The following is a 21,055-nucleotide window of genomic DNA, read 5'->3' as shown; positions in this document are numbered from 1 at the left end:
GCGCCATGACGACTGTGGGGCAATTGGTGGACACAACCACCCGGTTCATTCGTGACCAGGTCGTTCCGGTGGAACGCGAGGTCATCGTCGACGGGCGGGTGATGGACGACGCGCTGCGCCTCGACCTGCAGAAGCGGGCGAAGGAGGCGGGCGTGTTCGGCCCGCTGTCCGCCCCGGAGTACGGCGGCCTCGGCCTGGACACCCGGGCGCAAGCTCAGGTGCTGGAGGCGGCCGGCGCCAGCCTGCTCGGCCCGATCGCGGTGAACGCGTGGGCGCCCGACGACGGCAACATCCATCTGCTCGCCCATGTCGCCAACGCTGAGCAAAAGGAGCGCTACCTGGCGCCGCTGGCCTCCGGCGAGGTCCGCTCGGCGATCGCCATGACCGAGCCCGCCCCCGGCGCGGGCTCGGATCCCGGCATGTTGCAGACGGTCGCCGAGGAGACCGACGACGGCTGGGTCATCAACGGCGCCAAGCACTTCACCACCGGCGCGCAGGGCGCGGCGTTCACCATCTGCGTGGCCCGCACCGGCGACGGACCGACGATGTTCCTGGTCGACGCGGACAACCCGGGGCTGCACGTCGGCCGCCGGATGCCCACCCTGGACCACACCAGCGCTCCCGGCGGGCACTGCGAGGTCACCTTCGCCGACTGCGCGGTCCCCGATTCCGCGGTGCTCGGCGAGGTCGGCCAGGGCCTGGCGCTCGCCCAGGTGCGGCTCGCCCCATCCCGGCTGGTGTTCTGCATGAACTGGCTCGGCCTCGCGGTCCGCGCGCACCGCCTCACCATCGACCACATCAGCACCCGGACCTCGTTCGGCGTCCCGATCGCCGACCACGGGCTGGCGCAGGGCATGGTCGCGGACAACGAGATCGACATCGCCGCCGCCCGCGGCGTGATCCGCACCGCCGCCGAGACCATCGACGCGCAGGGCCCGACCTCGTCGCAGGCGCGCCACGACGCGTCGATCGCGAAAACCTTCGTCTCCGAGGCGGTCTGGCGGGTGCTCGACCGTGCCGTGCAGCTGCACGGCGGGCTCGGGGTCTGCGAGGACCACCTGGTGGCCCGATTCCTGGTGGAGGCGCGGGCGTTCCGCATCTACGAGGGTCCGTCGGAGGTGCTGCGCTGGTCCATCGCCAGGCGCGCGCTGCGCAATCGCTGAATTCCGTTATCGCTGAGAGGAGTACCGCAATGACCACGCGAGAGATCGCCGGCTTCGCCGCCGCCTATCCCGAACTCGACTGCGCCGCCGTCGATTACGAATACCTGCGCGCCGTGTCCCAGGACCTGGTGCCGTTCGGCCGCCACGTCGGCACCCGGATCATCGAGATCAGCCCGGAACGCGCCGTCGTGGAGATCCCGGCCGGCGGCACTGTCGGCAACCACATGGGCACGGTGCACGCCGGCGCGCTGTTCACCGCCGCCGACATCGGCGGCGCGGCGGCGTTCGTCGGCGCGGCCGCCCCGCGCCTGTCCACCGTCGAACGCCTCGTGCTGCGCTCCGGCACCGCGTCCTACCGCAAGCCCGCCGTCGGCCGGATCCGCGCCCTCGCCACGGTGGACGAGCGCGAGCTCGCCGCGGTGCTCGCGGCCACCGTCTCGAACCGATTCGAGTTGTCCGGCAAGGCCGCTCTGGTGGATGACGGCGACGTGGTCGTCGCGAAGTTCACCTTCGACTACATCTGCGACGTGACGATCCCGGAGTCGGACCGGTGACGGCAACGGCCCCGAAGAAGAGCGCGGAATTCACCACCCTCGAGTCGGTGACCGTCTCGACCCCCGACGACGTCACCTTCACCGTCCGCTTCCTGCCCGCCACGAAGCCCGGCGCGCCGGTGGTGCTGATCCTGCCCGCCATGGCGATGAAGGCGAAGAACTACCTGCTGCTCGCCAAAGAACTCAACGCCCAAGGCCTTTCGGTCGCCACCTGCGATCTGCGCGCCCACGGCGAAGCGCGACCCGAACTCGGCCTGCACCGCGATTTCGGCTATCGCGAGATGCTGGAGATCGACCTGCCCGCGATCGTCGCCGCTGTGCGGCAACGCTTTCCGGACGCGCCGATCCACCTGTTCGGTCACAGCCTGGGCGGCCAGATCGCGCTGCTCTACGCCGCCGCCGAGCCGGACCGGGTGGCCGGCGTGACCGTCATCGGCACCGGAACCGTCTTCTGGTGGGCGTTCGGCCCGCGTCGCTGGTTCGAGGCCCTGAGCCAGATCCAGTGGATCGGCCTGGTCGCGCGCTGGAAGGGCCACTGGCCCGGCGGCGTGCTGATCCCCGCGCCGATGCCCGGCGGTGTCATGCGCGACTGGGCGATGCACTCGCTGACCAGTTACTACCGCCCCAAAGGCTCGGCGCGGCACTACAACACGCTGCTGCGCGCGCTGGCGAAGCCGGTGCTGGCCATCTCGCTGTCCGACGATGTCCTCGGCCCGAAGTCCAATGTCGACTTCCTGGTCTCCCGGATGCCGAACGCGAAGCTCACCCAGTGGCACATCGACGAGGACTCGCCGGTCGAGCATCGCGATCACTTCACCTGGGTCAAGGATTCCCCGGCGATCGCGGCCCGGGTCGCGACCTGGATTGTCGCCGGCGAACTACCCGGCTGAGGAGAACTGGTGGCAAGACTGCGAATTGACCGGGTGTCGAAGCAATTCGGCGCGACCTACGCGGTGCGTGAGGTGAGCCTCGACATCGCCGACGGCGAGTTCCTGGTGCTCCTGGGCCCCAGCGGCTGCGGCAAGTCCACGCTGCTGCGGATGATCGCCGGCCTGGAGGATCCGACCGGCGGCGTGATCCGGCTGGACGACAACGACATCACCCATCGCGCGCCGCAGCAGCGCGATCTGGCGATGGTGTTCCAGAGCTACGCGCTCTACCCGCACCTGACCGTGGCGAAGAACATCGGTTTCCCGTTGCGCGCCAGGCACACTCCGCGCGCGAAGATCACCGAGCGGGTGGCCGAGGTGGCCGCGATCCTCGGGCTCGGCGAGCTGCTGCGGCGCAAGCCGGGCGCCCTGTCGGGCGGTCAGCGGCAGCGAGTCGCGCTGGCCCGCGCCATGGTTCGCGATCCCGGCGCGTTCCTGATGGACGAGCCGCTGTCCAATCTGGACGCCAAGCTGCGCAGCGCGACCCGCGCCGAGCTGATCGCGCTGCACCGCAGGCTGGGGGCGACGTTCCTGTACGTCACCCACGACCAGGTCGAGGCGATGACCATGGCCGACCGGATCGCGCTGCTCAACGAGGGCCGGGTGGAGCAGGTCGGCACCCCGACCGAGCTGTACGACCGGCCGCGCTCCACCTTCGTGGCCGGCTTCCTCGGCGCTCCGCCGATGAACCTGTTCCCCGGCACCGTCACCGAACGCGACGGCAGGCTGTTCCTGGTAGCCGACGGCATCGACGTCGAATTAGCCATCACCGCAGCGGATTTCACCAGCACAGTCGAGGTCGTCGCCGGTATCCGCCCCGAACGACTGCGCCTCGACGAGACCGCCGCCGACCTGCGCGGCGAGGTGCGCATGGTGGAGAACCTCGGCAGCGAGGAACTGATCCACTTCACCACCGGCGCGCACACCCTCTGCGCCCGCGCCGCACGCCCCGCGGGCGTCCAGGCCGGCGACAGCATCGGGCTGCGCGTCGATCCCGCCCACATCCACCTGTTCGACCCCGAATCCGGCTTGCGCATGACCTGGCAAGAGCCGCAACCGGATGCGCAGCGCGCCGACGACGTCGCCGCCGTCGCCTGACTCGTGACAACGCCGTCCGACATCACCGAATCAATGAGGAGAACACCGTGAACCGCACCGCGCCCATCTTGGGCATGGTGTTCGCAACCACCGTCGCGCTCAGCGCTTGCGGCGGACTCGGGAGCACCAGCACAGACTCGAACTCCGGCACCGCGCAGATCCCGGACCTGACCCCGGATCAGCACGTGGCCATCGTGTTCGAGTCCTACAACTACGGACTCGCCGGCGCGTGGACCGATACCTTCAACACGCTCATCGGCGACTTCCGCAAGAAGTTCCCGAATATCACGGTGACCGCGCAGAAGCCGCAGGGCAACAGCCCGAACCCGGCCACCGACACCATCTCCAGCATCCAGAACCAGACCGTCGCGGGCACCCCGCCGGACGTCGCCCAGCTCGGCTTCAGCGACCTGGACTACACCGTCCATCAGCTGGGCGCCAAGCCGCTGGACACGCTGGTCTCCAAGCAGGAGGTGCAGCGCAACTTCGACGGCGCCAAGTACCCGTACGCCCCGAAGGCCCGCACCCTCGCCGATTGGGACGGCCACACCTACGGCGTGCCCTTCGTATTCTCCACTCCGGTGCTCTATTTCAACGCCTCGCTGTTCACCGAGGCCGGGCTGGATCCGGCCAAGCCGCCGAGCACCTGGCAGCAGGTCGCCGAGGCCGCCGCCGCGATCACCGGTAAGACCGGCAAGGGCGGCGTCTACGTCGACTGCCTGACCAAGACCGCCAAGGACTGGTGCTTCCAGTCGCTGGTCCGGTCCAACGGCGGCCGGGTCATCGCCGAGGATCGCAGGTCGCTGACCTTCGCCGACGCGCCCGTGGTCGAGGTGACGCGGCAGCAACAGCAGCTGGTCGAGTCGGGCAGCATGCCCAAGCTCAACCAGAAGCAGGGCTACGAGGCCTTCGCCCGCGGCGATATCGGCATGATCCTGGAGACCAGCGCGATCCAGGGCACCTTCACCACCGGCGCCAAGGACAAGTGGGACCTGCGCGCCGCGCCCATGCCCAGCTTCACCGGCAAGCCGACGGTGCCGACGAATTCCGGTGCGTCGCTGCACATCCTGTCCAACGACCCGGCCAAGCAGCGCGCATCCTGGGAGCTGATCAAGTTCCTCACCAGTGAAGACGCCTACACCAAGATCTCCCAGGGCATCGGCTACCTGCCGCTGCGCACGGGCTTGATGGATGACCCTGCCGGACTGAAGGATTGGTCGGCGAAGAACCCGCTGTTGCAGCCGAACGTCGCGCAGCTGGCGACCATGGAGCCGTGGATCTCCATGCCCGGCACCAACTACCTCCAGATCCGCGACGGCATGATGGACGCGGTGGAGGCGATCGTGTTCCAGGGCAAGGATCCGCAGTCCACCTTGACCGCCGCCAAGGAGCAGGGCGCCAAACTGCTGCCCGCGTCATGAGCGGGGTCACGGTCGTCCAGCTGACCGACACCCACATCCGGCCCGCCGGTGAACGGGTGCACGGCAAGGTCGACACCTACGAGAACCTCACCCATGTGCTGCAACAACTCCGGGCCTCGGGTCAGCGGATCGACGCGCTGGTGCTGTCCGGGGACCTGACCGACAACGGCTCGCCCGAGGCGTACCGGCGACTGCGCGACGCGGTCGAGCCGGTGGCCGCGGATCTCGGCGCGCAGCCGGTGTACGTCATGGGCAATCACGACGAGCGCGCGGCGTTCGGCGCCGAGCTGCTCGGAACCGATACCGCCGCAGCCGATCCCGACGTCACCCACGACAGCGTCACCGACGTGGCCGGGTTGCGGATCATCGCGCTGGACAGCACCACCCCCGGCCGGCACGACGGCAGGCTGGAACCGGAACAGCTCGACTGGCTGGCCGCCGAGCTGCGCACGCCCGCGCGGCACGGCACGCTGCTCGTGCTGCACCATCCGCCGATCCCGTCGCCGATCGCGACCACCGAGTACCTCAAGCTCGAACAGCCCGGGCTGCTGGAGGAGGTGCTCGCGGGATCCGATGTGCGGCTGATCATCTGCGGGCACAACCACCTGACCGGTGCGTCCGTGCTCGGCGGCATCCCGGTCTGGATCGGACCGGCGCTGTCCTACCGGATCGATCCGATCGCGCCGGTCGGGCGGCACCGCGGGCTGGTCGGCTTCGGTTACAGCCGCATCGATCTGCTCGGCTCGAATCTGGTGGCCACCGCGATCGAGGCGACGCCCGCCGAAACCGTTTACGACAGAACGGAACAGGACGTGCTCGATCAGCTCGCCGCGTTGGCCGCGGCCGAGACCGGGTAGGTCGATGTTCGTCATCGAAACCCCGCGCGCCGCTGCGGAAGTCGCCGAACCGGCCGCTACCCCGGCGCCGCCGCACCGCCTCGCCCGGTTCCGCCGGGCGGGGCGGTTCGTGGTGCCGTACCTGTATCTGGCGCCCGCGCTGTTCCTGCTCGTCGTCTGGACCTATCGGCCGCTGGTGCAGGCGTTCGAATTGTCCACCTACTCATGGAATCTGCTGCCGACCTCGCCGATGAAGCCGGTCGGCACGGGCAATTACGAGCGGCTGCTGGACCTGCCCGCCTTCTGGCACTCGATCGGGCGCACCGGCGCGCTGATCCTGGGCATGCTGCCGTTCACCGTGCTCCTTCCGGTGCTGATCGCGTTGGCGAGCAAGCGAGTCCAGGGCCGGGCCCGGACGATCTATCAGGCGTTCATCTTCGTGCCGTTCCTGGTGGCTCCGGTTGCGGCAGCGGCGGTCTGGCGCTGGCTGTTGCATCCCGGCAGCGGGTTCGTCGACCAGCTGATCGGCTCGGACCGCAACTGGGTCTACGACGCGGGCACCGCGCACCTGGTGATCATCGCGATCACCGGCTGGCAGCTGCTCGGGTTCTCCGTGCTGGTGGTGTGGGCCGGATTGGCCGGTATCAGTGGGGATTACCACGAGGCGGCCCGGGTCGACGGCGCGAGTCCGGGCCAGATCCGGCGCTGGATCACCCTGCCGCTGCTGTCCCCCACGGTGATGTTCCTCGTGCTGACCACCGTATTGCTCAGTCCCGTCCTGACTTTCCCGCTCATCGACTCGATGACGCAGGGCGGTCCCGCGCAGGCCACCACGAATATCTATTACCTGCTGTGGGATTACGCCTTCCACAGCTTCGACGCCGGGCTCAGCGCGGCGGCCGGAGTGCTGTTGTTCGCCGGATTCGGCGTGATCGCCGGGATCCTGGTGTGGATCTCGGAAAAGGTGGCCTTCCATGATGATTGATCGCCTACGGACCGCGGGCAGCCACGTGCTGCTCGCGGTGACCGCGATAGTGTGCATCTTCCCGATCTACTGGCTGTTCGCCACCTCGCTGCGCCGGCCCGAGGACATCACCTCGCTGTCGCCGATCCCGTGGCCGATCTCGTTCGCCAACTACACCGACGCCGCCGCGAAGGTCGACGTGGCCGGGCTGATCGGCAACACCTTCGTCATCGCGGCGCTGTCCGCGATCGGGCAGCTGCTCGTCGCGCTGCTGGCGTCCTACGCGTTCGCGATGTACACGTTCCCGTTCCAGAAGGTCCTGTACCTGGCGTTCGTCGGCACCTGGCTGGTGCCGTTCCAAGTGACCATGCTGCCGAACTATGTGCTGCTCACCCAGCTCGGCCTGATCAACTCGCTGATCGGCGTCGTGCTGCCCACGCTGTGCTCGGCGCTCGCGGTGCTGCTGCTGCGTCAGCACATGGCGAGCTTCCCCAAGGAGCTGGTCGCCGCCGCCAAGATCGACGGCCGCTCGTCGTGGTCGATCCTGTGGACCGTGGTCGTGCCGAACCTGCGCCCCGCGCTGGCCGCGCTGGGCATTCTGCTGTTCATCAATGCATGGAACGAATATTTCTGGCCCGCGGTGGTGCTGCGGCAGTCCAACAGCGTGCTCCAGCTCGGGCTGCGCAGCTTCATGGGCACCGAGGGCGATCAGTGGGGGCCGATGATGGCGCTGGCGAGCCTGGCCTGCCTGCCGGTCCTGGTGATGTATCTGCTGTTGCAACGCCATATCGTGAACGCGTTCGTGCGGTCGGGACTTAAGTAGTTTCAGGCCGTCGGTTACGAATCGGTACCCAAACTGAGATTCCGCTCACTCGGCGGTGCGGAGACCGCGATCACCGGACATCCTGATCTTGCGGGGACAGCTGACGGTACGCGGCGGAGTCGAAGGAGCGAATGGATCGTGCGTCCGAAGAGGGCACTGACGTGGGTTTCCCTGGCCGCCGCGGCGGCGCTGGCCGCCGCGAGTTGCGGGTCTTCCTCGGACACCGCCGCCGAGCCGCCGCCCAAGCCGGGCACGCTGCTTTCGCAGCGACCGCTGACCAACGGCGGTGCGAAGATCTCCGCGTCCGCCGGTTCGGCGACCTACATCCGGTACGTCTCCACCGCACCGGACAAAGCGCCCATCGAGGTCTCCGGTGCGGTGTACTTGCCGAAAGGCACCGCGCCGGAAGGGGGTTGGCCGCTGGTCGCCTACGGGCACGGCACCTCCGGGGTCGCCACCGAGTGCGCGCCGACCAGCTCGCCCGAACTGTTCGGCAACGACGTCACAGTGGCGAACCTCCTGGACGCGCACAAGGCCGTGGTGATGACCAACTATCAGGGGCTCGACGGCCCCGGTTCCGCGCCGTATCTGCAAGCCGAGTCCTCGGGCTACGACGTGCTCGACTCCGTGCGCGCGGTGCGCCAACTCGACCTTCCGGTGACCAAAGACGTTGTGCTCGTCGGGTTGTCGCAGGGCGGGCGGGCCACCGAGTCCGCGGCCGAGACCGCCGCGACCTATGCGCCCGAGCTGAAGATTCTCGGCAATGTGCTGCTCTCGCCCGCGCTGCGCAGCGAACTCGCCAAGGCCGCGGAGACGAACACCCTGACCGTCGGCCAGTACCTGCTGCTGCCCTACCTGGTCGCCGCCGTCCGCTACGACCACCCGGACTATTCCTACGACAAGGTCCTGCACGGCCCGCTGCTCGCGGCCGCGCCCCGGCTGGAGGGCCTGTGCACCGGCCAGTCGACGTTGCGGGACTTCGCCGTCGGCCAGGCCGCGACGCCGGCCGCCGCGCAGTTCGTCGACGACACGGCGAAGGGCCTGCTCGCCGACTACGAAACCGCCGGTAACCTGCCCAAGTTGGCAACCGACATCCCGACCTTCCTCTCCCGCGGCGACAGCGACGACCTGGTCAACACCGCGTGGGGCAACCAGGCCGTCGCCGATATGTGCCGCCTCGGCATCAACCTGGTCGACCATGTGCTGCCCGGCGGGCACGAGGCCTGGCGCGCCCGCGGCGATCTGGTCACCGCGTGGATCAACGACCGATTCGCCGGTCTGCCCGTCCCGCCGACCACCTGCCGCGCATGACCGCCCGCCCGAAAGCCGGTGCGGCGCTGCTGTTCCTGACGATCAGCTACTACATCGCCGAACTGGTCGTCGGCGGCCGCTGGAGCGACGCGAACCCCTACAGCTGGTCCGCGAACATGATCAGCGACCTCGGCGTGCCCGAATGTTTCGGCGACATGGCGCAATACGGCGCGAGCACCCCGCGCTACATCTGTTCGCCGTGGCACGCGCTGATGTCCGCCGAGTTCATTCTGCTCGGCGTCCTGGTGCTGGCCGCCGCCCTGCTCCTCGGCCCGATGCTGCCGAAAACCCGCGCCGCACAGTCGATCCCCTACCTGGCGTTGATCAACTGCCTCGGCATCGTCCTGGTCGGCGCGTTCCCCGGCAGCGCGGGCGAAGTTCCCGGCGGTGATCGCCTGCGCGCCGTCCTGCACCCCGCCGGCGCCTACCTGGAACTGCTTTCCGGGCTGGCGATCATGATCATCATCGCCAGCCTCTACCGCGCCCATCGCGCCTATACCGCAACGACTCTCGCGCTGATCGCGATCACCGTCTTCGGGATGATCGCCAGCCTCGCTCCGGACCACCTCGGCCTCGGCGCGGGCACCGCCGAACGCCTCGCCATCGATCCGTTCGTGGTCTGGCGAATCGTCACCGGCGTCGTGCTTTTCTTCGCGTTGCCCCAAATTCAGCTCCGGGGCAACGAAACCACCCGGTCCCGCCGAGCGGCCGAGGCGTGAGCGCTTGCCCCGGGCGGTCGATCAGCGCAGCGTGGTGGTGAGCGGGGCGGAGTCGCGCTTGGTGGCCTGGCGGGCGGCGATGCGGTCGCGGCGCTCCTCGAACTTGAGCATGTCGCGTTCGTACTTCGCCAGATAGTCGGCGAGCTTCTCCCGCGTCTGCTCGCCGGCCGCGGTGAAGTCGGTGCGCTCGAAGATCTTCCAGATGCGCAGCACCGGCATCACCACGTCCTCGAGGTGCTGGCGCATGTCGTAGATGCCGTGCTTGGCCATCAGGGTGCCGTAGCGGCGGAAGTTCGGGTTCTCCGCGCCCGGCATCTGGAAATTCATCAGGACCAGGGCGATCGCCTCGATGGCCTGGTCGGGCGCCAGATCCAGCGCCGCGCCGCACATGTTGCGGTAGAAGATCATGTGCAGGTTCTCGTCGGCGGCGATGCGCTGCAGCATCTTGTCGGCGACGGCGTCGTTGCACACCCGGCCGGTGTTGCGGTGGCTCAGGCGGGTGGCCAGCTCCTGGAAGGTCACGTAGGCGACGCCGAGCAGGAATCCGGTATCGGGCACCTCGCTCGGATCGACGGTGCCGTACTTCGCCACGGCCAGCGGGTCGAAGCCCGTGGTCATCGCGATCATCCTGGCGTTCTCCAGCTCGACCGGGTCGACGCCGCGGGTCACCACCAGGTAGTCGCGCATCACGATGCCGTGCCGGTTCTCCTCGGCGGTCCAGCGGCCGACCCAGGTGCCCCACGCGCCGTCCTGGGAGAAGTTCTCCGCGATCACCCGGTGGTAGGAGGGCAGATTGTCCTCGGTGAGCAGGTTGGTGATCATCGCGGCCTTGGCGACGTCGGACAGCTGCGACTGGCTGGGGTCCCAGTCGACGCCGCCCATCGCGGCGAAATTGCGGCCCTCGTCCCACGGCACGTAGTCGTGCGGATGCCAGGCCTTCGCCATCGACAGGTGCCGGTTGACGTTGTCCGCCGCCACCGGTTCCAGCTCGGTGAGCAGCTCGAGCTGGGTCAGAAGTCGGCCCATTTGCGTTACCCCTCAGACTTTTTGGCTCACTTTGCGCGGGGACCGAACACGACCGCCAGCGCGACAACCTCCGCGAGCCTACGGATCCGTAGGTGGCAATTCAACCGGCCGATCAGCTGCCCCCAGAACTGGTGGCAGCGCCGAGCGGTCGCGGAACGAAGCGGGCGCAGCCGGCCGGCAGCCGCGCGCCCGCGGTGCGGAGCTGGGCGATCCGGGTGAGATAGGCGGCGCCGAGCATCAGCTGATCGGCGATATCGGCGACGTGCCGATTGCTGAGCGCGGCCAGGTAAGTCCCGCTGACCCAGCTGTTGAAACCGCCCATCGCGGGCCCGGTCCACACCTGGTAGTCGGCGGTCCGATCGGCCTCGCCGCGGATGCTCCACCCGGACGACAGCCCCAGATACCACCGGAAAACCAGGGCCATCCGGCGTTTCGGGTCCTCGGCCGCGCCGACCAGCTGGCCCGGATCGCGCTCGGTGAAGTAGCCGACGCAGTCCTGCCATACCGCGTCCAGCGGGCGCCGGAACAGCGTGGCCTCCAGGTCGCGGCGCAGGTCGGCCGGGATATCCTCGAGCCCGGCGTACGCGCGATAGGTGTCGTAGAGGCGTTGCGCGCGGGCCGCGAACATGGTGCCGCGGCGCAGCACCTGGACCTGCACACCGAGTTCGAACATGTCCGAGGACGGCGCCATCGTGCAGTCGGCGAAATCCGCCCTGGCCAGGAGTTGTTTGGTGGTGTCGCACTGGGCGGCCTCCCGAGTCGCCTGGTTGATCGAGCCGGTCACCACGTAGGCGGCGCCCAGCGCGAACGCCGCGGCGGCGGCCGCCGGTGTGCCGATGCCGCCTGCTGCGCCGATGCGTACGGCGGCCGCGGCGGGCAGCGGGCTGCGATCGCGCGCGGCGATGAGTTCGGGCAGCAGCACCAGCAGCGGCCTGCGGTCGGTGTGACCGCCGGAGTCCGCCTCCGCGGTGATGTCGTCGGCCATCGGCACCTGCTCGGCCAGGCGCGCCTGTTCGGCGGTGACGTCACCGGAGGCGACCAGCTGACGCAGCAGATTCGCGGGGGCCGGTCGCAGAAACGGCTCGGCCACCTCGACCCGGGAAACCTTGGCGATCAACCGGTTTCGCACCTCGATCTGCCCGTGCCGGTCGACGCCGAGGCCGGCGACCCGGTATCGGACGACCTCGGCGGTGAGACCCATGAAGGCCGAGGCCTCCACGCAGCGCACCTGATGACGCAGGCAGGAATCGACGATGGCGCGCTCCAGCGCCGGTTCGGACGGGCTGTGGATCAGGTTGCAGGCGAACGGCTTTCCGGGCAGCGCCGCGCTGAGCTCGGCCAGCGCCGCGTCCACCACCGTGGGCGTGACACCCGCGGCGCCATACGAGGCGAGGTAGCCCGCCCGCGCCATCGCCGACACCAGGGCCGGGGAGGCGATCCCGTTGGCCATCGCCCCCGCCGCGTACGCGGCCCGCACGCCGTGGGCGACGTGGAACTGCTTGTCGCCGAGTAGTTCCGGCGGCAGCGGGGCGACCGCGGTGAGCACCTGCGCGCGGGCGGCGACGCCCGCGTCGGAGGTCACGCCGACCCGGCCGTCGTGGCGGACGATCCAGGCCGGTTGCCGCACGTCGAGGAGCACGGCGGTGATGTCTTCGGCCGTCTGCGCGACGGCACTCGTCTGCGCGGTGGTCATCGGCGGTCCTCTCGCTCGACGAGTTCGACCGCGAGGTCGGTGAGTTCGTAGATGCGCAGGCCGGGTTTCCACAGCGAACCGTCCACGATGACGGTGACGCCGTGCGGGCCGCGCCGGATCTCCTTGATGTGCGCGTCCAGTTCCACGGTGCCGTCGGTGGGCAGGAACTGGCCGCGGTAACGCCAGCTGAACGGCAGGTCGGCGGGGATGCGGAAGACCGGATCCGCAAGGGAGTCAGCGAATCCCGCGTCGAGCATCCACTCCTGCACCGCGTGGATGACCGACTCCACGCCCAGCGAGCCCGGGATGACCGGGTCGAGGTGGAAGTGCCGGTCGAAGTACCAGTCCGACGGGTCGATCGCGCGCAGCGAATGCAGGTAGCCCGCCTGGTATTTCCCGCCGCCGTCGACCACGTCGATGTGGTCGATCAGCGCGAGGGTGTGGCGGGCGCACAGTTCGGCGGCCGGGTCGGCGCGGCGCGCGGCCACGTCGATGGTCCGGATCCGGGCGTCCGCGTGCTCGTCCAGCCAGGTCGGGGCCGCCCGGCCCGCGTCGAGGCCGGTCTGGTTGGCCAGGGCCTCGTCGCTGAAGTAGCCGAACATGGTCTCGCCGGTGTAGAACGGTTCGCCGTCCACGCTCAGTGTGTAGTCGAAGGTTTGCAGCGACGAGCCGGGCAGAATCGTGGTCGACAGCAGCCGGGAGGACTGCTCGATCGTCTTGTCCCGCAGGTCGATCTGGCGCAGCACGGTCGCAGTGCCGCCGAGATTGCGCAGGCTGAGCGTGACGCCCGGCTGGGTGAGCGTCGGTCCCGCGTAGTAGCCCATCAGCAGCGCCGCCTGGAGCGAGGTTTCCATGTAGACGAAGTGCGGCATGGACTCGTTGGCGGTGTCGCCGTAGTACCAGGAGTCGGCGGGTGAGTCGTATTCGGTGGTGTAGGTCGCGCCGTCCAATCGGCCACGCGCGCCGTCGAATTCGATGACCCGGTCGACCAGCAGCAGGCCGCCGGTGGGCAACCGGGTGGCGCGCACGCCGGTGTATCCGGCGAATTCCGGTCCCATGGCGATGCTCTGGTCGCCGCGGGCGAGGTGGGCCATGTGGAATTCGTTGAGCAGCAGCGACGGTGCGGCCTCGCCCGGTCCGACGCCGGTGCCCGCCGGTTCGGCGATCGTGACGGCCACCTGCACCTGCCCCTGTGCGCCGGGGAAGTGCGCGGTCGCGGAGACATGCGGCCTCGGCACCAGGTCGATGTCGGTGACGATGAGTTCCACCGTTGCGGCGCTGCCCGCGACCGATCCGCTGAGCTGCGCGGTGTCGAGTGTGCTGCCCGACAGGCACAGCTGCATGCCGGTGAAGAGCGCGAATACCTCCGCGGCCTGCACCGCGGCGGCGCGCGGGTCGCCGTCGAAGTGCGCGACCACGCGGCCCTTTCCAACGCCGCCGCGCAATTCGATCGTCGTGACATCGGTCAGCACCAAAGGCCCGGCGGCGGCGAGTCGAGCCACCGACGTGACGCCGAATCGTTGATGCCGAGAACCGAACACACCGGCCACGTCACCGTCGGCAAGCCGCAGCAGGGCCGCTCGGTCGAGCTGCCGGAGCCGAGTGCGAGCCAGCGGCTTGAACGCCGATTCGGCTGCCGCACACTCCATTTCGGCAGCGGCGACGTTGCCGCCGCCGAAACCGGGGCCGTTGCCGGCGGTCTGTTCGCCGACTGCCGCGACCGGCTGACCGGTACCGGTCGCCGCACGCAGCGTCCGCTGCCAGACCGCCCGCTGCAAGGCGAGCTGCGCGCTCAATGCCGCCCGGTGTGCGGTCACCACACCGGAGCGAATCTCGCTGAGCGGGTGGCCGACTCGTGCCGCACCGACGCGCGGCGATGCGGCTGCCAGGGCGCCACCGGCGGCGATACTGCCGTTTCCGGAGCTCGGAGCCACCTGATCACCGCCTTGTCGTTCGCCACTCGGCGAGCCGTCCGGGTACTGCGGGCCGCCTTTCGTCACGGTGGCCGCCGGTTCAGCCGACGGATCCGGATCGGAGGCCCCGCCGCTATTTTCGGACCTCAGCGCCACCGTGTCGCTACTCTGCACGGCGCTCGGGTGCTCCCCGTTGTCGGCCGCATCCGTCGGGGCGGCAGCCGCCACCGCGGAACCCATCGGGTCGAACGGGATTCCGTCGAACTCGAGCACTGTCATGCCATCCACCGCCTCACCGAGGTCTGGAACTTCTCTGTCAGATCCGGCGTCGTCACCACGGTGACGTCCGAGAACCGTTGCAGCACTGTGCCGTCCGTTGCGGTCGCGGTGGCGTCGATGCGAGCGTCGACGCGTCCCGTGCGCGGGTTGTCCACGACGAGCAGGAATGTCTCGTCCGCAGGCAACGGCCGGTAGTAGTCCGCCCGGCCGAGCCCGAGGGGCAGGCAGGCGCCGCCGAGCAGGCGGTAGCCGAGGACCGGCGGCCCTTGCAGGATCAGGTCGGCGAGGACCGGATCGTGCAGGCGGCCGGCGTACGCGCCGTTCGCCACTCGTGCTGCCGGAAGCGAGCATTCGAAGACGATCGCGTCGTCTGCGGCCGCCCGCACCAGGCGCAGACCTTGCAGGGCCGGCGCGTGGAACTGGATGGCATCGCGATAGATGTTCGCGTCGCCGGCCGATCCGCTGGGGATCGGCCTGCTCGGCGCGTCCTCGGTACCGCCGCCGAGCAGCAGCGTGGCACGGAAGTGCAGGATGCTGCCGCCGCGAATGTTCGCTTCCACCACCGCCACGCCGTCGGCGGATGTGCCGGGGATCAGTTCGAGCTCGATCTCGTCGATCGGGCGGTCGAACACGATGCCCTTGAGCACTTCGAAGTCCCGGACACCGGTCACGGTTCGACCGGCCAGGCTCCGCTCGGCGAGATTGATCATCGCGCCGAGGCCGAAAGTGGCGGGCAGCACGACGTGTTCGCCGATGCGATGGGCCTGGATGATCGGGTCGTCGGTGAGCCCGGCCAATATCCGTCGAGCGGACACAGCGCTCGGTTCGACTCCGGCGTCGCCGGACAGTCCGTTCGCGGGACCGATGAGGACAACGGTGTCCGCACGGCGATCCGCGGTGAACTGCTCGGTGAAGGCGGCCGCCCCGATCTCCGGATCCAGCAGCGCGATGCCGCGAGCCTGGAAGTGACCGCGGAGCGCGGGCGTCACCATGCCGCCGTCCCAGGCGCCCCAGTCGATCGCGGTGACGTGGCAGCCGGGATGGTGTCGCCCCCAGCTCACCGCGAACCGGGACAGCGCCTCGTTCGCGGCGGCGTAGTCGGCCTGGCCCGCGTTGCCGAACAGGCCCGCCACCGAGGTGAACAGCACCAGGTGCCGTAGGTCGCCAAGGGCGGCGAGCACGGCGGCCAGTCCGGCGATCTTGGGTTCCAGGACGCGTCCGATGGATTCGGCGGTCTTGTCCGTGATCATCGAGTCGGCCAGCACTCCGGCGCCGTGGACGACGCCGGTGATGGTGTCGCGCCACGGTGCCAGCGCGGTCCGCACTGCGCTCTCGTCGGTGGCGTCCACCGCGAGATACTCGGCCCGCGAACCCAGTTCGGTGAGCGTGGCCCGGATCTCCCGCGCCGCAAGCACTCCGGAGCAAGCGCGCTCGATTTCCCGGGGCTTCATGCCGGTGCTCGCCAGAGCGCGCACCGCCGCGGGCTTGAGGTCCACGTCGGGGACGCCTGCCGCCCAGTCGGGTTCGGGTGTCAGCTCGGATCGACCGAGCAGGACGAACCGGGCCTGGCCGCGTTGCGCCAGCGCTTTCACACACGTCGCCGTGACGCCCCGCGCGCCGCCGGTGACCAGCAGAACATCCGCTGCCGTCAGCAGGCTCGGCTGCTGCTCTGCATCGGGACGCACGATGGTTACGGAGCCGGCAGGCGCATACGTGCTCGGGACGAGTGTCCGCCGCTCTCCCGCCGCGTCGATCCCGACCTCGACGGAGTCCCGTGCCGCGTCGAACAATTCGGCGGTCACGAGATCGGCCAGCCGTTCCGGCGTGGCGTTCGGCGCGATGTCCAGCGCCCGGCAGAACAGCGACGGCTGTTCGGCGGCAAGCGTTTTCACCACACCACCGACGCCACCGAGCAACGCACTCACCGGGTCTGCCGTGCCCGCGAAGCCGAGATGGCCGTCGAGGCGCGTGACCGTGACGAAGCTCGCCCGGTCATCGACTTTCCGTAACAGCGGCACCGCTCGACCCGCCGCCAGGATGGTCGCGCCGAGGCGCTGCTGTGCCGAATCCCAGTCGGCCGCATCGCCGACGACGACGAGGCACACATCCACGGAGCCGAGCTCCGGCAGATCCGGTCCGCGATGGCGATGCACCACCCAGCCCAGCGCGCCGAACGCCGATTCGAGTGCGGCACAGTCCGGCTCCGCCGCCCCGCCGAGGTCCAGCAGCGCGACCACGGCGTCGGCGCGGTAGGGCGCGGCGGCCCGGTCGACGGCGGGCAGGGTGATCAGTTCGACGGCGTGCCGCGGCGTTTCGGCCGCGGCCTCAGCTTTTGGGTGGACATCACCACCCACCGACGTGGCCAGCTCGTCGACGATCTGATCGAGGGTGCGTAGCGTGCCCAACTGCTCCGGGCCGAGACTCGGTAGATCCGGAAACCGTTCCTGGAGTGCGCCGATCACCTGCACCCGCTTGATCGAGTCGACGCCGAGGTCGGCCTCGAGGTCCATCGACGGATCGACCATCTCGACCGGATAACCCGTCTTCTCCGCCACGACCTCCTGCAAAGCGCGGCGCAGGGTGTCGCCGGTAGGCACGTCACCTTCTGCCTGAACCGTGCCATTCGGAGACGAATCCGCTCCGTTCAGAACGTTTGACGCTCCGTTCAGCTCGGTCTCGCCGAGGAGGCTCGCGATCTGGTCGAGGGTGCGCAGCGTGCCCAGCTGCTCGGGGCCGAGGTTCGGCAGGTGCGGGAAACGCTCTTGCAGCGCCCCGATGACCTGGACTCGCTTGATCGAGTCGACGCCGAGATCGGCTTCCAGGTCCATCGACGGATCGACCATCTCGACCGGGTAACCGGTCTTCTCCGCGACGACCTCCTGCAACGCCTGGCGCAGCGTATCGGCCGTCACCTGACCGTCGGCCACCTGCGGATGCGATCCGCTGCCGTTCGCCGGAACCGCCTGAACCTCCGGAACAACTGGAGCCGCAACAGGTTCCACGGTCGTGACCGGCTGACGCTGCTCGACCACCGAAGCCGTGGCCAACGGCCGCCGCTGCGGCGCCGGCTCGAGGGCAGGCTGCCGCGCCGACTCCACCCGGCGCGGGGCCGATGCCCGCTGGGCCGGCGCGAAACCGCTTTCCAGCTCGGCCAATTGGGCGAGCACATCGCTGGCCCGCGAGTGGCTTTCGCTGATCGCGACGCCGTGGTCCTTGACCGCCTCGATCGCCCGGACCATCGCGTCGTCCAGCGACCCGTTGCCGAGCACACCGGCCAGCCCGCGGGCCATGTCCAGCTGTCCGTCGAGGAATTGGCGGTGCGTCTGCAAGTGCTGCACGAGCGCGCTGTCGAGCGCGTCCGCTCCGGGATCGTAGGAATCAGCGGGTTGATACACGGTGGTCTCCGTTGCTTCGGTGAAAGATGGGGCCACGACCGGTGTTTCGGGCAGGCGATCGACCACGGCGCCGACCGGGGAAGAGGCGGTAGCCGCCAGGCTCACCCGGTAGCCGTCGTCGAGCACGGCGGCGTACGCCGCGCGACGGCTCTCGGGCACGTATTCAGGGGCGGACATCGTCACGGTCATCGGCCGAGTCGGCTGGTGCCGCACGGCTTCCGGAGCGGCGTGACCGTTGATCCCGCGCAGGCCGAAGCCGAGCACGGCCAGCCGGACCGCGGCCCGCGCCAGGGTCAGGTCGCTGTTGCCGATCGGCCCGGAGTCGGTGGCGATGGCGACCACATCGTCGCCGAGGGTGCGCCGCACCAGCGAGGTGAGCACCTGTTTCGGGCCGAACTCCACGAACACCGTGCAGCCCGCATCTCGCATCGCCGTCAGCGCCGACGCGAATTCGACCGGCTTGCTGAGCTGTTCGGTGATCAGGTCCCGATTCGCGGCTACGTCGCTGCCGTAGTGCGCGCCGGGGGTGTTCGCATAGACCGGCGCGTCGGGAACCCCGATCGACACCGCGGCAGTCGCTTTCGCGAACTCGGCCACCGCGTGCCCGACATAGGGCGTGTGGAACGCGCCGGACACCGGCAGCTCCCGGGTGCGCACGTCCCGCTCCGCGCAGCGCGCCACCACCGCGGCGACGCCCTCGATGCCACCGCCGATAACCACCTGGTCAGGGGCGTTGTGGTTGCAGATCCACACATCGTCTATGTCGTCGAGCAGCTCCTCGGCAAGCCCCCTGGTGGCGCCGAGCGAGACCATCGTGCCCGCCTCGACGCCCGGCTCCGGCGTCATCGCCACACCGCGCGCCCTGGCCAGCTCGAAGAACTCCGCGGTGCCGATGGCGCCCGAGGCCCACAGCGCGGTCAGTTCGCCGAAGCTGTGCCCGAGGTAGCCGTCGGCCCGGAAGCCGTATCCGGTCAGCGCCCGGAATTGTCCTGCCGCCAGCGCACCGATCGCGGGCTGCGCGAATTCGGTGCGGCGCAAAGCGGTTTCCTGCTCCTGCGCGGTCTGCTCGTCGAACGCGGGCGGCGGGAAGACCACCGACGACACCCGCACCGGCGCACCCGTGAACGCGACGTTGGCCGCGTCGAACGCCGCGCCGACCGCCGGATTGTTCAGTGCCGCATCCAGTCCCATGTCGACGTACTGGCTGCCCTGCCCGGCGAACAGCGCGCCCACCTTGCGGTCCGGCAGCGCGGCGGCGCGGAAGTACACGCCCTCCGGGTGATCCCAGGCCGCGGCGTCCGGCCGGCGCACCAACTCGTCGACCGCGAGACCGCGCAGATGCTCGGCGTTCTCGTCGTCCACCGAGACGAATCCGATGCGCGCGTGGCCTTCCGGAATGTCGCCGCCGTCGATCGCGTCGACGCTGCGCACCGCGTCCACCAGACCGGCGACGTCGGGCGCGTGCCAGAGGTGTGCCCGCGCGGTGCGGTGCAGCACCGGCTGATCGCGGGCCGAGCCGGCCTCTTCCAGCACGACGTGAAAGTTGGTGCCGCCGAAGCCGAATGCCGACGCCGCGGCCCGGCGCACCGGGCGCTGCGGGTCACGGATCCACGGACGGGTGCGGGTATTCACGTAGTACGGCGCGTCGTCCGCGGCGATCTCCGCGTTCGGCGCGGACACATTGATGGTGCCGGGCAGCACCTTCTGGTGCAGCGCGAACGCCAGCTTCATCAGGCTCGCGGTGCCCGCGGCGCCCTTGGTGTGCCCGATCTGCGACTTCACGCTGCCGAGCGCCGCGAACCGCGGCTCCGAAGTCGCGTCGGAGAGCAGCGATTTCAGCGCGGTCAGCTCGGTCTTGTCCCCCACCGGCGTGCCCGTGGCGTGCGCCTCGATCAGCGCGACATCGGCGGGCGAGCACTCGGCGTCGGCGTAGGCCCGATCGAGGGCGACCCGCTGACCGCCGGCCCGCGGCGCGTAGATGCTCTTGGCCCGGCCGTCACTGGACGAGCCGAGGCCGCGGATCACCGCGTAGATCCGATTGCCGTCCCGGCGTGCGTCTTCCAGCCTGCGCAGCGCGAGCATGGTGATGCCCTCGCCCAGCAGGGTGCCGTTGGCGTCCGACGCGAACGGGCTGATCTGCCCGCTCGACGACAGCGCCCCGACCTTGCTGAAGCACATATAGATGAAGATGGTGTTCTCGGTGTCCACGCCGCCGGTGATCATCATGTCGGCCCGGCCGTCCTGCAACTCGGCGATCGCGGTCCGCAAGGCGGCCAGCGAGGCCGCGCAGGCCGCGTCGACGGTGCAGTTGATGCCGCCGAGGCCCAGCCGGTTCGCGACCCGGCCAGCGGTGATGTTGGCCAGTAGGCCGGGGAACGAATTCGCCTCCCACGGCGCGAACGCGGCGACGAACCTGTCCGCGATCGCGTCCGCGTCGGCGCCGGACAGCCCGACCGAGCGCGCCGCCTCCTTGAGCACCGGCGTGGAGAGCCGGGCGGCCAGCGGGTGCATCAGCGGCACCGGTCCGGTGGTGCCCAGCACCACGCCGGTGCGGCCGGGGTCGTACCAGGTGGAATCCACCGCGCCGGCGTCGATGAGCAGGTCCCTGGCCACGCCGAGGCTCAGCGTCTGCATGGTGCTGGTGACCTCGAGCTGGTTCGGCGGCAACCCGAACTCCAGCGGATCGAACTCGATGTCGGGCAGGAAGGCGCCGCGACGCGAGTACGTCTTGTCCGGGGCGTCCGGATCGGCGTCGAAGTAGTCGTCGAGGCTCCACCGGGACGCGGGCACCTCGGTGGTGCAGTCCACGCCGTCGACGATGTTCTGCCAGTACTCACGATGGTTGTGCGCGTGGGGCAGCAGCCCGGACATCCCGACGATGGCGATCGGGTTGCGCGCCAGGCGTCTGTCGTCTGTCACGAAAGTTCCTCT

General features: G+C 69.6%; 14 protein-coding genes. 10 read left to right on the top strand and 4 right to left on the bottom strand.

All coding sequences use genetic code 11. From position 1 onward, the window contains the following. Positions 1–5: 5 nt before the first annotated feature. The 10 genes from ACFYO1_RS35385 to ACFYO1_RS35340 all read left to right on the top strand — a co-directional run bounded on the left by ACFYO1_RS35385 (position 6) and on the right by ACFYO1_RS35340 (position 9,818). Entirely contained in the window at positions 6–1,163 is a 1,158-nt protein-coding gene (locus ACFYO1_RS35385) for an acyl-CoA dehydrogenase family protein (RefSeq protein WP_387241059.1), read from the top strand. A 29-nt stretch (positions 1,164–1,192) separates the two neighbouring features. After that, a complete protein-coding gene (locus ACFYO1_RS35380; RefSeq protein ID WP_387241056.1) occupies positions 1,193–1,717 on the top strand; it encodes a YiiD C-terminal domain-containing protein in 525 nt (174 codons plus the stop codon). Then, positions 1,714–2,607, top strand: coding sequence for an alpha/beta fold hydrolase (locus ACFYO1_RS35375; protein WP_387241053.1), 894 nt, complete (start codon positions 1,714–1,716; stop codon positions 2,605–2,607). The genes ACFYO1_RS35380 and ACFYO1_RS35375 overlap by 4 nt, the downstream gene beginning before the upstream one ends. A gap of 9 nt (positions 2,608–2,616) precedes the next feature. Then, entirely contained in the window at positions 2,617–3,744 is a 1,128-nt protein-coding gene (locus ACFYO1_RS35370; protein ID WP_387241050.1) for an ABC transporter ATP-binding protein, read from the top strand. 47 nt (positions 3,745–3,791) lie between these two features. Then, complete coding sequence (locus ACFYO1_RS35365) at positions 3,792–5,165, top strand: ABC transporter substrate-binding protein (protein ID WP_387241047.1); 1,374 nt, start codon at positions 3,792–3,794, stop codon at positions 5,163–5,165. Beyond that, positions 5,162–6,022 carry a metallophosphoesterase gene (locus tag ACFYO1_RS35360; protein ID WP_387241044.1) on the top strand — a complete coding sequence of 287 codons (861 nt, stop codon included), beginning with the start codon at positions 5,162–5,164 and terminating at the stop codon, positions 6,020–6,022. Before ACFYO1_RS35365 ends, ACFYO1_RS35360 begins: the two co-directional genes overlap by 4 nt. 4 nt (positions 6,023–6,026) lie before the next feature. After that, positions 6,027–6,986, top strand: a complete 960-nt coding sequence (locus ACFYO1_RS35355; protein ID WP_387241041.1) for a carbohydrate ABC transporter permease — start codon at positions 6,027–6,029, stop codon at positions 6,984–6,986. Then, the gene (locus tag ACFYO1_RS35350) at positions 6,976–7,788 is read left to right on the top strand and encodes a carbohydrate ABC transporter permease (protein WP_387241038.1); all 813 of its coding nucleotides are present in this window, start codon (positions 6,976–6,978) and stop codon (positions 7,786–7,788) included. The genes ACFYO1_RS35355 and ACFYO1_RS35350 overlap by 11 nt, the downstream gene beginning before the upstream one ends. A gap of 138 nt (positions 7,789–7,926) precedes the next feature. Continuing rightward, positions 7,927–9,099, top strand: coding sequence for a lipase family protein (locus tag ACFYO1_RS35345; protein ID WP_387241035.1), 1,173 nt, complete (start codon positions 7,927–7,929; stop codon positions 9,097–9,099). Beyond that, on the top strand, positions 9,096–9,818 hold the full coding sequence (locus ACFYO1_RS35340; RefSeq protein ID WP_387241032.1) for a DUF998 domain-containing protein: 723 nt from the start codon (positions 9,096–9,098) through the stop codon (positions 9,816–9,818). Before ACFYO1_RS35345 ends, ACFYO1_RS35340 begins: the two co-directional genes overlap by 4 nt. Positions 9,819–9,839: 21 nt before the next feature. On the opposite strand, the gene ACFYO1_RS35335 is transcribed toward ACFYO1_RS35340, so the two are convergent. From ACFYO1_RS35335 to ACFYO1_RS35320, 4 genes are all read right to left on the bottom strand, one after another. Beyond that, positions 9,840–10,844 carry an acyl-ACP desaturase gene (locus tag ACFYO1_RS35335; protein ID WP_378720802.1) on the bottom strand — a complete coding sequence of 335 codons (1,005 nt, stop codon included), beginning with the start codon at positions 10,842–10,844 and terminating at the stop codon, positions 9,840–9,842. A 112-nt stretch (positions 10,845–10,956) separates the two neighbouring features. Continuing rightward, positions 10,957–12,537: a PfaD family polyunsaturated fatty acid/polyketide biosynthesis protein gene (locus ACFYO1_RS35330; protein ID WP_387241029.1), complete on the bottom strand. Its 1,581-nt coding sequence runs from the start codon at positions 12,535–12,537 to the stop codon at positions 10,957–10,959. After that, the gene (locus tag ACFYO1_RS35325; protein WP_387241026.1) at positions 12,534–14,729 is read right to left on the bottom strand and encodes a beta-ketoacyl synthase; all 2,196 of its coding nucleotides are present in this window, start codon (positions 14,727–14,729) and stop codon (positions 12,534–12,536) included. The genes ACFYO1_RS35330 and ACFYO1_RS35325 overlap by 4 nt, the downstream gene beginning before the upstream one ends. Further along, positions 14,726–21,043, bottom strand: a complete 6,318-nt coding sequence (locus ACFYO1_RS35320; RefSeq protein WP_387241023.1) for a beta-ketoacyl synthase N-terminal-like domain-containing protein — start codon at positions 21,041–21,043, stop codon at positions 14,726–14,728. The genes ACFYO1_RS35325 and ACFYO1_RS35320 overlap by 4 nt, the downstream gene beginning before the upstream one ends. Positions 21,044–21,055: the final 12 nt, after the last annotated feature.

Origin of the sequence: Nocardia sp. NPDC006044, assembly GCF_042871115.1 — a bacterium.
Taxonomy (GTDB): Bacteria; Actinomycetota; Actinomycetes; order Mycobacteriales; family Mycobacteriaceae; genus Nocardia.
This window is presented reverse-complemented; position numbering and strand designations above follow the sequence as displayed.